Here is a 12,954-nt window from a genome sequence, read left to right on the forward strand (position 1 = left end):
GGGCGGCCCCGAAACCGCGGCGGGCACGGGAGACCGGCGGCCGTGCGGCGGGACCGGCACGGGAAACCCGGCGGGCGTGCGCCAAGGATCCGCGACTCGCCGCTGCACAGCCAACGACCGTTGCGGAACGGCACAGCCGCATCAACGCAGGAACCCGCAGGTGAGGCCGAAGCCGAGCCGCCCACGCGGCACAAGCCGGGGGCCGACGGGACGAGGCCCGGCGGTCATGCGCCGGAAAAGCGGCTTGCGAGTGGCCGAGCGACCGCCCGCGCGGCAGAACCCGCAGCCGAGGCGACAGGGTCTGGCGGCCATGAGGCGAAAAGGCCGGGCCGTCATACGGTGAAATGGCCCGACCGGTCATACGGTGAAATGGCCCGGCGGTCATGCGGCCAACCGGCGGCGGGTGCGGCCGGGGAAGGCGTGCGGGGCGATCGATAGGCTGCCGTCATGCAGGCGACCGCGTACACCTACGATCCCGAGACCCGCACCGGTCAGGTGCTGCTCGACGACGGCACCCCCGTCCCCTTCGACGCACCCGCGTTCGACGCGGGCGGGCTCAGGCTGCTGCGCCCGGGCCAGCGGGTGCGGATCGAGATGGCGGGCGAGGGCGAGGCCCGGCGCATCACGCTGGTCACCCTGCACACGTTCTGAGCAGGTCCCGGACACACCGCGGGCCGGGCTCCCCCGGGGAGCCCGGCCCGGCGCGAGAGTGGATGTGCGCCCCGGTTACCGACGGGCGGTGGACTTCTTGGCCGTGGTCTTGCGTGCGGTGGACTTCTTGGCGGGGGCCTTCTTCGCCGGGGCCTTCTTGGCCGCCGCCTTCTTGGCGGTGGTCTTCTTCGCCGTGGTCTTCTTCGCGGCCGCCGTGGTCTTCTTGGCCGCGGCCTTCCTGGCGGTGACCTTCTTCGCGGGTGCCGCCTTCTTGGCGGTGACCTTCTTGGCGGTGACCTTCTTCGCGGTGACCTTCTTCGCGGGTGCCGCCTTCTTGGCGATCTTCTTGGCCGCTGCCTTCTTGACCGTGGCCGCGGCGCCACCGGTGAGGCTGCCCTTGGGCGCCTTCTTGACGGCGACCTCGCCGCCGCGCGGCAGCTTCTTCGTGCCGCTGACCAGGTCCTTGAAGCCCTGACCCGCGCGGAAGCGCGGCACAGAGGTCTTCTTGACCCGAACCCGCTCGCCCGTCTGGGGGTTGCGGGCGTAACGGGCCGGCCGCTCGACCTTCTCGAACGAACCGAAGCCGGTGACCGAGACCCGGTCGCCTCCGACGACCGCGCGGACGATGGCGTCCAGGACCGCGTCGACAGCGTCGGCGGCCTGCTGGCGGCCGCCCATCTTGTCGGCAATCGCTTCTACGAGCTGCGCCTTGTTCACGTCTTCCCCTTCGGAGACATCGCCAGAACGAAAGTGTTCAAGCTTTTTCGCACGTTAGGCAGATATATACCGCAAATCAAACACGAAACGGGCTTATCACCCTTGTGCCGCAGCGGACTCCGCTGTCTCAGAGTTCCTCTTCGGGGATTCGCTCCTCGTCGAGGCCGGTCATGAACCGCTCGAGACGCTGGGTCGCTTCGGTGGGATCGTGCTTGGCCGCGGCCGTAATGACCAGCAGCTTCCGGGTCAGCGCCATCCGTACGCCCTCCGGGACTTGCAGTGCGCGCACCCTTGCGTGCGCTTCCTTCAGTTGGGCCGCGACCGCCGTATAGAGCTCGAGTTGGCCGTCGTTGTCCATGCACAGATTGTGCCATCTGGGGCGAGTTGTCGCCCCCGCTGGGGGCAACTGCCGTCGCCCGGAGGGCGTCCGGGCGCCTCGGCACATCGCGGCACCGAGAACCGGATACCCGCGCAATGACCTTTGTAACTAGGGGTGTTGAGGACCCCAAAGACGGCGCGCGGCACCCGTTCCGAGGCGGGAACGGCTGTACCCCCAACCGTCCACGATTGGGGGTACAGAGGGGTGTTGCGGTGGCTGAAACCAGCCCGCCCAAGGGGCCTGGCGTCAGCCCTGGAGCGTCCGCGGCTTGTAGGAGGGGCGTCGCGCCTCGTACGTCGCGATGTCGGCCTCGTTCTGCAGAGTGATGGAGATGTCGTCGAGGCCGTTCAGCAGCCGCCAGCGGGAGTTCTCGTCCAGCTCGAAGGAGGCGGTGATGCCCTCGGCGCGCACCTCACGGGCCTCGAGGTCGACCGTGATCTCGGCCTGCGGGTCCCGCTCGGTGAGCTCCCACAGGGCGTCCACGGTCTTCTGCTCCAGGACGACCGTGAGCAGGCCGTTCTTGAGCGAGTTGCCGCGGAAGATATCGGCGAACCGGGAGGAGACGACCGTTTTGAAGCCGTAGTTCTGCAGCGCCCAGACGGCGTGCTCACGGGAGGAGCCGGTGCCGAAGTCGGGGCCTGCGACCAGCACCGTGGCACCCTGCCGCTCGGGACGGTTGAGCACGAATTCCGGGTCCTTGCGCCAGGCCTCGAACAGCCCGTCCTCGAAACCGTCCCGCGTGACCTTCTTGAGCCAGTGGGCGGGGATGATCTGGTCGGTGTCGACGTTGCTGCGGCGCAGCGGGACAGCCCGGCCGGTGTGCGTGGTGAATGCTTCCATGACTTCTCAGACTCCAGCGGGCGTACGAGTGTCGGCGTCGGACAGGTCGGCGGGGGACGCCAGGTGGCCCAGGACCGCCGTCGCGGCGGCGACCTGCGGCGAGACCAGGTGCGTACGGCCGCCCTTGCCCTGCCTGCCCTCGAAGTTGCGGTTGGAGGTGGACGCGGAGCGCTCGCCCGGGGCCAGCTGGTCCGGGTTCATGCCGAGGCACATGGAACAGCCCGCGTGCCGCCATTCGGCGCCGGCCTCCTTGAAGACCACGTCCAGGCCCTCGGAGACGGCCTGCAGCCCCACCCGCGCGGAGCCGGGCACGACCAGCATCCGTACGCCGTCGGCGACTTTGCGGTCCTTGAGGATCGTGGCGGCGGCCCGCAGGTCCTCGATGCGCCCGTTGGTGCAGGAACCTACGAAGACGGTGTCCACCTTGATGGAGCGCAGCGGCTGTCCGGCCTCCAACCCCATGTACTCCAGGGCCTTTTCGGCGGCGAGGCGCTCCGAAGCGTCCTCGTACGAAGCAGGGTCGGGGACCTCGTTCGAAAGCGGGGCGCCCTGGCCGGGGTTGGTGCCCCAGGTGACGAACGGCGAGAGTGCGGCGGCGTCGATGCGGACCTCGGCGTCGAATTCCGCGTCGTCGTCGGTCCGCAGCGTCTTCCAGTACTCGACCGCGGCATCCCAGTCGGCGCCCTCGGGGGCGTGCGGGCGGTCCTTGAGGTACGCGAACGTGGTCTCGTCCGGGGCGATCATGCCCGCACGGGCGCCGGCCTCGATCGACATGTTGCAGATGGTCATCCGGGCCTCCATCGAGAGCTTCTCGATGGCGGAGCCGCGGTACTCCAGGACGTAGCCCTGGCCGCCGCCGGTACCGATCTTCGCGATGATCGCCAGGATCAGGTCCTTGGCGGTGACACCCCCGGGCAGCTCGCCGTCGACCGTGATGGCCATGGTCTTCGGGCGGGCCAGCGGCAGCGTCTGGGTGGCAAGCACGTGCTCGACCTGGGAGGTGCCGATACCGAAGGCCAGCGCGCCGAAGGCGCCGTGCGTCGAGGTGTGGGAGTCGCCGCAGACTACGGTGGTGCCCGGCTGGGTCAGGCCCAGCTGCGGTCCGACGACGTGGACGACGCCCTGCTCGACGTCGCCCAGCGGGTGCAGGCGGACGCCGAACTCGGCGCAGTTCTTGCGCAGCGTCTCCAGCTGGGCACGGGAGACCGGGTCCGCGATGGGCTTGTCGATGTCGAGGGTGGGGGTGTTGTGGTCCTCGGTGGCGATGGTGAGGTCGAGCCTGCGCACCTGGCGGCCGCCCTTCCGCAGCCCGTCGAAGGCCTGCGGGCTGGTCACCTCGTGCAGCAGGTGCAGATCGATGTAGAGGAGGTCGGGCTCGCCCTCGGCGCGCCGGACGACGTGGTCGTCCCAGACCTTCTCCGCGAGTGTCCTACCCATCGCTTTCCCTCCGGCCGGCATGCAGGCACCGACCCAACTAGAGATTTTGAGGAGCGGCGCCCGCACCCCCGGATTCCGGGCGTCCGCCTCCGGACCCGTTGGCGCCCGGGCCGCCGTGACTTCCAGGGTGGCGCGTTCCACGGAAAATTGAACTTGCGTTTCACAGAGTGAGACGTGAATATCGTTGCATGGACAACAGTAGCGGCGTCGGCGTTCTGGACAAGGCGGCCCTGGTCCTGAGCGCTCTGGAGTCCGGTCCGGCCACCCTCGCGGGTCTGGTCGGCGCCACCGGACTGGCACGACCCACGGCACACCGCCTTGCCGTGGCACTGGAACACCACCGCATGGTGGCGCGCGACATGCAGGGCCGTTTCATTCTCGGCCCCAGGCTGGCCGAGCTGGCCGCCGCGGCGGGCGAGGACCGCCTGCTGGCGACGGCGGGCCCGGTTCTGACCCACCTGCGCGATGTCACGGGCGAGAGCGCGCAGCTCTACCGCCGCCAGGGGGACATGCGCATCTGTGTCGCCGCCGCCGAGCGCCTTTCGGGCCTGCGGGACACGGTGCCGGTCGGCTCCACACTCACGATGAAGGCCGGCTCGTCGGCGCAGATCCTGATGGCCTGGGAGGAGCCCGAGCGGCTGCACCGCGGCCTGCAGGGCGCCCGTTTCACGGCGACGGCCCTGTCGGGCGTGCGGCGCCGCGGCTGGGCCCAGTCCATCGGGGAGCGCGAGCCGGGCGTCGCGTCCGTCTCCGCTCCCGTACGCGGCCCCTCCAACCGGGTGGTGGCCGCGGTGTCCGTCTCCGGCCCCATCGAGCGCCTGACACGCCACCCGGGCCGTATGCACGCCCAGGCGGTCATCGACGCCGCCGCCCGCCTCTCCGAGGCGCTGCGCCGCTCCGGCTGACCTTCGGATCGTCACCGGGGAGGACCCGCCTCAACGCCGCGGCAGGCCCTCCCCGCGCCCCCGGTCCCCCGGTCACGCCCTCTCCCGGTCGCTCGACGAGCGGTGGGCACACCGGTCGGCCGCCCACCGCCTCCGGCTCTCGGCCGGCACCACCCCGTGGCCGCCCTCCGAAGGGGCGGCATGCCGATGCAGATCGACTCGTACGAGCCCCGGGCCTCGTGTCGCGGTCCCACGTGCCCGGGCGCCGCGCCCTCGCGCCCTTGCGGTGGTGACCCTGGGTTGGATAGCGGCACTATCGATCTGCGCGATGTTTGGATAGTGGCACTTACCGAGGAAGGGCAAGAGATGCGGCTGTCCGAGCTGAGCGAGAGCAGTGGCGTGTCCACCGCGACGATCAAGTACTACCTGCGCGAGGGACTGCTGGCGCCGGGCCGCCAGGTCAACGCCACGACGGCCGAGTACGACGAGACCCATCTGCGCCGGCTGCGTCTGGTGCGGGCCATGATCCAGGTCGGCCGGATCCCGGTGACTACGGTCCGGGAGGTGCTCGGGCACGTCGACGACGACTCCCTCGGCCGCACGATCCGGCTGGGCGCGGCGCTGTGGGCGTTGCCGCACGTCGCCGAGCCGGACGAGGAGGACGGCCACGTCCGGGCCGCGCACCACGACGTGGACCAACTGCTGGACACCCTGGGCTGGTCGAACGCCAAGTCGCTGATCACCATCTCCCCCGCCTACCGTTCGCTGGTGGTGGCGGTGGCCACGCTCCGGCGGCTCGGCTACCACTGGGACGACGAACTGCTGGTGTCCTACGCCCAGTTGATGCACCAGGCAGCGATCCTCGACCTGGACTTCGTGGAGACGCACCCCTCGGAGGCCGAGAAGGTCGAAACCGCGGTCCTCGGGGCGGTCCTGGTCGAGCCGATGCTGCAGGCCCTGCACCGGCTGGCACAGGAGGAGGAGTCGGCACGGCGGTATGGGTTCGAGTAGCCGGGCCGGACACGTCGAAGGCCCCCCACCGAGGTGGGGGGCCTTCGCATCAGGTACCCCCGACCGGATTCGAACCGGCGCTACCGCCTTGAGAGGGCGGCGTGCTAGGCCGCTACACAACGGGGGCGAGGATCGTACGTTTCCGCAGATCCGAGCTGGTCTACCTGGACTCGAACCAAGACTAACTGAACCAGAATCAGTCGTGCTGCCAATTACACCATAGACCAATGTGGTTTAGACCAGTCAGTACCCCCGACCGGATTCGAACCGGCGCTACCGCCTTGAGAGGGCGGCGTGCTAGGCCGCTACACAACGGGGGCCCTGGCGATCCTGCATCGAGGACAGCGGGAGCTACCCTGGCTGTCCTCGCGGGAAGGATCTGTACCCCCGACCGGATTCGAACCGGCGCTACCGCCTTGAGAGGGCGGCGTGCTAGGCCGCTACACAACGGGGGCTTGCGGATGGGATCCGCGGGTGCAGATGAGCTCTGCGAGCTGGCCTACCTGGACTCGAACCAAGACTAACTGAACCAGAATCAGTCGTGCTGCCAATTACACCATAGGCCACTGGAACGCAAGCCCCTGAGGGGGTTATGTTCTAGCTTGCGCCTCCGGTTCCCGGCCTTTCGGCCCGCTCTCCGGCGGCGCAGGAAGAACATTACCCGAAGGTGGACGGCGCTCCAAAACGGGTATCCGTGCCGAGGACCGCGGGGAGTTCGGCAAGGGTGGCGATCCGTCGAGGTCCGACGGGTACGTCCACCGTCGCGCAGGGACCGTCCCGGTCGATCCACACGGACAGCAGCCCGGCCTCGGCGGCGCCGCGACCGTCGATCTCCGGGTGGTCACCGACGTACGCGACCTCGCCCGGGAGCAGACCCAGGGCGTCGCAGGCCGCACGGAAGGCCCGGCCGTCCGGCTTCGAGAAACCCAGTTCGGCGGCGCACAGGACGGCCTCGAAGTGGTCGCGGACGCCGAGCGTGCGCAGCTTGTACTCCTGGACGTGGAGGCTGGAGTTGGACAGCACCGCGTGCCGGTGGCTGGCGGCGAGGAGTTCCAGGGCGGGCAGGACGTCCGGGAAAAGGGCCCAGGCGGCCTCGTACCGGTCCAGATAGCGGCCGAACCAGGCGTCGGCCTCGTCGTCGGTCAGCTCCTCGCCCAGGAAGACCCGGACGCGGTCCCGGCGCTGCTCCTCGAAGGAGACCTCCCCGGCGGCGTACCGGGCCCACTGCCGGTCGGTGATCCCCCGCCACCGCAGCAGGGCCTGCTCCACGGTCTCGCCCTCGCCGAGCAGCCCCTCGGCCGCCAGATGCGCGCGCATCCCGACGCGGTCCGCGGTGGTGTAGTCGAACAGGGTGTCGTCGACGTCCCAGACGACGGCTTTGACTGTCATACCCCCAACGTAGGGGAACGGCCCGCACGCCGAGGGGCCGTCCACCGCACGGTGCGGTGGACGGCCCCTCGGCCGGTGCCCGGCGCCCCCGGACGCGCCTACGCGGAGAGCTTCGCCAGCGCCGCGTCGATACGGGCCAGGGTCTTCTCCTTGCCCAGGACCTGCAGGGACTCGAAGAGCGGCAGACCGACCGTGCGGCCGGTGACGGCAACGCGGACCGGGGCCTGGGCCTTGCCGAGCTTCAGGCCGTGGGCCTCGCCGGCGGCCAGGACGGCCTCCTTCAGCGACTCGGCGGAGGTCCAGTCGGCCGCTTCCAGCTTCTCGCGTACCGTGCGGAGAAGGGCGTCGCTGCCCTCCTTCATGGCCTTCGTCCAGGACGCCTCGTCGAAGACCGGCTCCGGCAGGAACAGGAAGTCGACGTTCTCCGTGATCTCGGAGAGGACCTTGAGGCGGGTCTGCGCGTGCGGGGCGATCGCCTGCCACCTCGCCTCGTCGAAGTCCTCCGGCGCCCACGGCGCGAACGGGGCCTTCAGCCACGGCCGGCAGCGCTCGGTGAAGTCCTTCACGTCCAGGAGGCGGATGTGGTCCGCGTTGACCGACTCGGCCTTCTTCAGGTCGAAGCGGGCCGGGTTGGGGTTCACGTCCTTGATGTCGAAGGCGGCGACCATCTCGTCGATGGTGAAGATGTCGCGGTCCGGCGCGAGCGACCAGCCCAGCAGGGACAGGTAGTTGAGCAGGCCCTCCGGCAGGAAGCCGCGCTCGCGGTAGAGGTTCAGCGACGACTGCGGGTCGCGCTTGGACAGCTTCTTGTTGCCCTCGCCCATCACATACGGCAGATGGCCGAACTCGGGCACGGACTTCGCGATGCCCAGCTCGATCAGCGCCTTGTAGAGGGCGACCTGGCGGGGGGTGGAGGAGAGCAGGTCCTCGCCGCGCAGGACGTGGGTGATCTCCATCAGGGCGTCGTCCACCGGGTTCACCAGCGTGTACAGGGGCGCCCCGTTCGCGCGGACGATCCCGTAGTCCGGCACGTTCTCCGGCGTGAACGTCAGCTCTCCGCGGACCAGGTCCGTGAAGGTGATCGTCTCGTCCGGCATCCGGAAGCGGACGATGGGCGTGCGGCCCTCGGCCTCGTAGGCCGCCATCTGCCCGGCGGTCAGCTCACGGCAGTGCCCGTCGTACCCGGACGGCTTCCCGGCGGCGCGTGCGGCGTCGCGGCGTGCGTCCAGCTCCTCCGTCGTGCAGTAGCAGCGGTACGCGTAGCCGCCGTCCAGGAGCTTGTGGGCGACGTCCCGGTAGATGTCCATCCGCTGCGACTGGCGGTACGGCACGTGGGGGCCGCCGACCTCGGGGCCCTCGTCCCAGTCGAAGCCCAGCCAGCGCAGCGAGTCCAGAAGCTGGACGTAGGACTCCTCGGAGTCGCGGGCCACGTCCGTGTCCTCGATACGGAAGACGTACGTGCCGCCGGTGTGGCGGGCGAACGCCCAGTTGAACAGGGCCGTGCGGACCAGGCCCACGTGGGGGTTGCCGGTCGGGGACGGACAGAAACGTACGCGGACGTTCGCGTTAGCCACGCTTGATCACCTTGTTGGTGAGAGTGCCGATGCCTTCGATGGTGACGGCGACCTCGTCGCCGACATTGAGGGGGCCGACCCCCGCGGGGGTGCCCGTGAGGATCACGTCGCCGGGGAGCAGCGTCATGGCCTCGGTGATGTTGACGATCAGATCCTCGATCGGGTGGATCATCTCGCTCGTACGGCCGAGCTGGCGTTGCTGCCCGTTGACCGTGAGCTGGATGGTGAGATCACGCGGGTCGAGGTCGGTCTCCACCCAGGGGCCGAGGGGGCAGGAGGTGTCGAAGCCCTTGGCCCGGGCCCACTGCTTCTCGCGTCGCTGGATGTCACGAGCGGTCACGTCGTTGGCGCAGGTGTAGCCGAGGATCACGTCCTTGACGCGCTCGCGCGGGACCTCGCGGCACATGCGGCCGATCACCACGGCCAGCTCGGCCTCGTGGTTCAGCTCTTCGGAGAAGGAGGGATACGCGATCTCGTCGCCGGGGCCGATCACGGAGGTGGACGGCTTGAAGAAGGCGAACGGGACATCGGGCACCTCGTTGCCCAGCTCCTGGGCGTGCTCCGCGTAGTTGCGGCCGAAGGCCACGACCTTGTTGGGGAGCACCGGGGGCAGCAGCCTGACCTTGCTCAGCGGCACCTTCGTACCGGAGAGCTCGAAGTCCGCGAACGGGATGCCCTTGATGATGTCGAGGACGAGTTCGTCCGGCTTGTCGCCCTCGACCGCGCCGAAGGCGACGTTCCCGTCGATGGAGAACCTGGCGATGCGCACGGGATCCTTGCGCCCCTCACTGAGCTGGCTGGAGTCTGACGCTCCAGGCTAACGCGGCAAGGGGCAGGCACTTCGCGCATCAGGACGGGCGCCGCTCCGGGGACACATTCCCCCGGGGCGCTTTGAGCGGGCGGCGCCCGGCGCGCGTACTACTCGGCGGCGGAGGCCTGGACCGGGACCTCCATGAGGACGGTGCGCTTGGGATTGGCGGTCTGGGTGGGAAGGTCGACGGAGGGTTCCGGGGTCGCCGGGGCCTGCAGCTCTTCGGCGTCGGCGAGGTGCGCCAGCGTCGTGCGCTGCGGGTTGGCTATCGTGCGGAACATCATCGTGGTCTTCACTGGTGTCGTTGACCTTGTCGTTGTGGGCACCGGGCGGGCCTCAAGGGCCGTGCTCGGGGCATGGGTTGTCGGATTCGCCATCCCTGTAAAGCGTCAGGCTAAACATTCAATTCCCCCGCGAAGCCATGAAGTGGGCATGATCCGCGTGTGAGTTTGCTCACGGGCCGCCGGACAAATGGGTCAATTCAGGCCACCCATGAGAGTCGACGAAACGGACATTGCCCAATTGAAGCCCGCATTCCGCTCCTGATCATGGCGACTGGGACACCGGGTACCCCCCGATGAATCGCTGATAAATGTCCCCTTATGGGCGAGATCGCCTTCTACGGCTCGTGACGTGACCCTCACAAGGTGTCACGGAGGTCACAGGGTCGTCCCTTGGCCTTGTTGGAGATCCGGCACTGTGCTGGAATTCCACGGACCGCCGCGGGTTCGCACCGGCGCGCAAGGGCGCAACGCAGCGCCAAGCAGCGGCGGGAAGGGGGAGCCAGCGCCGGTCACTCACGACCACCCGGGGGGCGTATTCAGGGCGCCCCTCACAACGCCGACACCGTCCCGCCGTTCACGCGGAGGGACGCCTGGTCCAGAGGTTGCGACGCTAGTGCAGGGACGTTTCAAGAGGGATGGCAGCGCTTCGGCGGAGCCGGAGCCGCACGGCGGGACCGACCGCGGTTCCTCGCCCCAGCACGCCCAGAACCCGGGACCGGCACCGTCCGGCGGTGGCCCCGGGCGCACCGGCGCGCCCACGGGCACCACACCGCCCGCCCCGACCGCGCCGCCCAAGAGCAGCGCGGCTCCGACAGACCCAGGCTCACGTGTGGCCCTGCGCAACTGGCGCATCTCCACGCGTCTGGTCTCGCTGCTCGCGCTCCCCGTGGTCGCCGCCACCTCCCTCGGCGCCCTGCGCATCAGCGACAACATGGACCAGATCCAGCAGCTCGACAACATGAAGCTGCTGACGGACATGACCAAGCAGGCGACCCAGCTGGCCGAGGCCCTCCAGGAGGAGCGCGACCAGTCGGCCGGCCCGCTCGCGCACGGCGCGACGGGGACCGACTACACGGTCAAGGGCGTCCGCGACAAGACCGACCGCGCCAAGCAGGGCTTCCTCTCCGGCGCGCAGGAGGTCGGCGACGCGGCCGACAGCGGACAGCTCTCCGGCGTCCGTGAGAGCGTCATCGGTATCGCGAGCGAGCTGAACAACATCAGCTCCATCCGCACCTCCGCCTACAAGGACCCGCAGAACGCCACGCAGACGGTCGAGGCGTACCACCGGCTGATCGGCGAGCTGCTCAGCCTCTCCCAGGACATGGCGGAGGCCACCAGCAACCCGGAGATGATCCAGCGCACCCGCGCCCTGGCGGCCTTCTCCACCGCCAAGGAGTACGCGTCCGTGCAGCGCGCGATCATCGCGGCGGCGCTGCCCGCGAGCAACACCGAGTTCGGCAAGCTCTCCGAGAACGACCGCCAGTACGCCCTGTCGGCCCTGGAGAGCCAGAACTCCGAGCTGGACAGCTTCCGCAGCATCTACGGCGACGGCGCCGAGGACCTGACGAAGCCGATCGACCAGGGCAGCCCGACGATCGAGGCCGCCGACACCTACGCCAGCCGCGTCCTCAAGAGCAGCAACGGCCTCACCAACCAGGACAAACGCTCGTACAAGGACTGGGTCGACGACGACTCGTCCAAGATCGAGCAGATGAAGAAGATCGAGGGCACGCTCCTCGAGGACATGGAGCAGAAGGCCCGCGAGCTGAAGAGCGCCTCGCAGCGCGAGGCGATCATCTCCGGTGCGCTGATCCTCCTCGTCCTCGGTGTCTCCCTCGTCGGCGCCTTCGTCGTGGCCCGCTCCATGATCCGCTCGCTGCGCCGGCTGCAGGAGACCGCGACCAAGGTCGCCCAGGACCGTCTGCCCGAGCTGGTCAAGCAGCTGTCCGAGTCCGACCCGCAGGACGTCGACACGTCCGTGGAGTCGGTCGGTGTGCACTCCCGTGACGAGATCGGCCAGGTGGCCGCGGCCTTCGACGACGTGCACCGCGAGGCGGTCCGCCTCGCCGCCGAGCAGGCTCTGCTGCGGGGCAACGTCAACGCGATGTTCACCAACCTCTCGCGCCGCTCCCAGGGCCTGATCCAGCGCCAGCTGTCGCTGATCTCCGAACTGGAGTCCCGCGAGGCCGACCCGGACCAGCTGTCCTCGCTGTTCAAGCTCGACCACCTCGCGACGCGTATGCGCCGTAACGGTGAGAACCTCCTCGTCCTCGCCGGTGAGGAGCCCGGCCGCCGCTGGACCCGCCCGGTCCCGCTGGTCGACGTGCTCCGCGCCGCCGCCTCCGAGGTGGAGCAGTACGAGCGCATCGAACTCGCCGCGGTCCCGGCCACCGAGGTCGCCGGCCGCGTGGTCAACGACCTCGTGCACCTGCTCGCCGAGCTGCTCGAGAACGCCACCTCGTTCTCCTCGCCGCAGACCAAGGTCAAGGTCACCGGCCACGCGCTGCCCGACGGCCGTGTGCTGATCGAGATCCACGACACCGGTATCGGACTGTCCCCCGAGGACCTCGCCGCGATCAACGAGCGGCTCGCCTCGCCGCCCACCGTGGACGTCTCCGTCTCCCGCCGCATGGGCCTCTTCGTGGTCGGTCGTCTGTCGCAGCGCCACGGCATCCGCATCCAGCTGCGCCCGTCCGACTCCGGCGGTACGACCGCGCTGGTCATGCTGCCCGTCGACGTCGCCCAGGGCGGCAAGAAGCCCGGTCCGGGCAAGCCCGGTGCGCCCTCCGGCGGCGGCCCGGCCGCCGCGCAGGCCGCCGCCGGTGCGGCCGCGGCCCGGCGCCAGGCCCAGCAGGGCGGTTCGTCCTTCGGCACCGGTACGACCGGCAGCCCCGGGCTCGGCGCCCCGCCGCAGCGCGGTCAGGTGAGCGCCGGACAGGGTCCCCGCGCCGCGCTGCCAGGCAGCGGCGCGGGCGGA

12 protein-coding genes and 5 tRNA genes are annotated in these 12,954 nt (G+C 69.7%); 4 read left to right on the top strand and 13 right to left on the bottom strand.

Annotated elements, in window-relative coordinates:
* Positions 1-447 precede the first annotated feature (447 nt).
* Positions 448-651, top strand: coding sequence for a hypothetical protein (locus AAW14_RS18460; RefSeq protein ID WP_265564959.1), 204 nt, complete (start codon positions 448-450; stop codon positions 649-651).
* Between the two features lie 75 nt (positions 652-726).
* On the opposite strand, the gene AAW14_RS18465 is transcribed toward AAW14_RS18460, so the two are convergent.
* From AAW14_RS18465 to leuC, 4 genes are all read right to left on the bottom strand, one after another.
* Positions 727-1,368 carry an HU family DNA-binding protein gene (locus tag AAW14_RS18465; protein ID WP_265564960.1) on the bottom strand — a complete coding sequence of 214 codons (642 nt, stop codon included), beginning with the start codon at positions 1,366-1,368 and terminating at the stop codon, positions 727-729.
* Positions 1,369-1,495: 127 nt separating this feature from the next.
* The gene (locus AAW14_RS18470; protein WP_265564961.1) at positions 1,496-1,726 is read right to left on the bottom strand and encodes a hypothetical protein; all 231 of its coding nucleotides are present in this window, start codon (positions 1,724-1,726) and stop codon (positions 1,496-1,498) included.
* A gap of 267 nt (positions 1,727-1,993) precedes the next feature.
* The gene (gene leuD / locus AAW14_RS18475; protein WP_265564962.1) at positions 1,994-2,587 is read right to left on the bottom strand and encodes a 3-isopropylmalate dehydratase small subunit; all 594 of its coding nucleotides are present in this window, start codon (positions 2,585-2,587) and stop codon (positions 1,994-1,996) included.
* A 6-nt stretch (positions 2,588-2,593) separates the two neighbouring features.
* On the bottom strand, positions 2,594-4,024 hold the full coding sequence (gene leuC / locus AAW14_RS18480) for a 3-isopropylmalate dehydratase large subunit (RefSeq protein ID WP_265564963.1): 1,431 nt from the start codon (positions 4,022-4,024) through the stop codon (positions 2,594-2,596).
* A gap of 188 nt (positions 4,025-4,212) precedes the next feature.
* On the opposite strand from leuC, the gene ndgR reads away from it, so the two are divergent.
* Together ndgR and AAW14_RS18490 are read left to right on the top strand one after the other, a co-directional pair.
* Positions 4,213-4,929 (top strand): IclR family transcriptional regulator NdgR, encoded by a 717-nt coding sequence (ndgR, locus tag AAW14_RS18485; protein ID WP_009320373.1) that lies wholly within the window; start codon positions 4,213-4,215, stop codon positions 4,927-4,929.
* A 345-nt stretch (positions 4,930-5,274) separates the two neighbouring features.
* A complete protein-coding gene (locus AAW14_RS18490; protein ID WP_265564964.1) occupies positions 5,275-5,919 on the top strand; it encodes a MerR family transcriptional regulator in 645 nt (214 codons plus the stop codon).
* 54 nt (positions 5,920-5,973) lie between these two features.
* Here AAW14_RS18490 and AAW14_RS18495 read toward each other — a convergent pair.
* The 9 genes from AAW14_RS18495 to AAW14_RS18535 form a co-directional block, all read right to left on the bottom strand.
* Positions 5,974-6,046 (bottom strand) — tRNA-Glu (locus AAW14_RS18495).
* Positions 6,047-6,074: 28 nt separating this feature from the next.
* A tRNA-Gln gene (locus AAW14_RS18500) sits at positions 6,075-6,146 on the bottom strand.
* 20 nt (positions 6,147-6,166) lie between these two features.
* Positions 6,167-6,239, bottom strand: a tRNA-Glu gene (locus AAW14_RS18505).
* Positions 6,240-6,301: 62 nt separating this feature from the next.
* Positions 6,302-6,374 (bottom strand) — tRNA-Glu (locus tag AAW14_RS18510).
* A gap of 39 nt (positions 6,375-6,413) precedes the next feature.
* A tRNA-Gln gene (locus AAW14_RS18515) sits at positions 6,414-6,485 on the bottom strand.
* Positions 6,486-6,576: 91 nt separating this feature from the next.
* Positions 6,577-7,308 carry an HAD family hydrolase gene (locus AAW14_RS18520; protein WP_265564965.1) on the bottom strand — a complete coding sequence of 244 codons (732 nt, stop codon included), beginning with the start codon at positions 7,306-7,308 and terminating at the stop codon, positions 6,577-6,579.
* 98 nt (positions 7,309-7,406) lie between these two features.
* Positions 7,407-8,882, bottom strand: coding sequence for a glutamate--tRNA ligase (gene gltX / locus AAW14_RS18525; RefSeq protein WP_265564966.1), 1,476 nt, complete (start codon positions 8,880-8,882; stop codon positions 7,407-7,409).
* Positions 8,875-9,651, bottom strand: a complete 777-nt coding sequence (locus AAW14_RS18530; RefSeq protein ID WP_265564967.1) for a fumarylacetoacetate hydrolase family protein — start codon at positions 9,649-9,651, stop codon at positions 8,875-8,877. The genes gltX and AAW14_RS18530 overlap by 8 nt, the downstream gene beginning before the upstream one ends.
* Before the next feature lie 149 nt (positions 9,652-9,800).
* On the bottom strand, positions 9,801-9,989 hold the full coding sequence (locus AAW14_RS18535) for a hypothetical protein (protein ID WP_265564968.1): 189 nt from the start codon (positions 9,987-9,989) through the stop codon (positions 9,801-9,803).
* Between the two features lie 601 nt (positions 9,990-10,590).
* Here AAW14_RS18535 and AAW14_RS18540 point away from each other — a divergent pair.
* Positions 10,591-12,954 (top strand): nitrate- and nitrite sensing domain-containing protein (locus AAW14_RS18540; RefSeq protein ID WP_265564969.1); only part of this gene is annotated, 2,364 nt, incomplete at its 3' end.

The organism is Streptomyces hygroscopicus, from assembly GCF_026168105.1.
GTDB lineage: Bacteria > Actinomycetota > Actinomycetes > Streptomycetales > Streptomycetaceae > Streptomyces > Streptomyces hygroscopicus_D.

Excerpts from the sequence above, each read along its gene's own strand:
- AAW14_RS18460 (WP_265564959.1), top strand. The coding sequence starts at position 448 with ATGCAGGCGACCGCGTACACCTACGATCCCGAGACCCGCACCGGTCAG.
- AAW14_RS18470 (WP_265564961.1), bottom strand. The coding sequence starts at position 1,726 with ATGGACAACGACGGCCAACTCGAGCTCTATACGGCGGTCGCGGCCCAA.
- leuD (WP_265564962.1), bottom strand. The coding sequence starts at position 2,587 with ATGGAAGCATTCACCACGCACACCGGCCGGGCTGTCCCGCTGCGCCGC.
- leuC (WP_265564963.1), bottom strand. The coding sequence starts at position 4,024 with ATGGGTAGGACACTCGCGGAGAAGGTCTGGGACGACCACGTCGTCCGG.
- ndgR (WP_009320373.1), top strand. The coding sequence starts at position 4,213 with ATGGACAACAGTAGCGGCGTCGGCGTTCTGGACAAGGCGGCCCTGGTC.
- AAW14_RS18490 (WP_265564964.1), top strand. The coding sequence starts at position 5,275 with ATGCGGCTGTCCGAGCTGAGCGAGAGCAGTGGCGTGTCCACCGCGACG.
- AAW14_RS18520 (WP_265564965.1), bottom strand. The coding sequence starts at position 7,308 with ATGACAGTCAAAGCCGTCGTCTGGGACGTCGACGACACCCTGTTCGAC.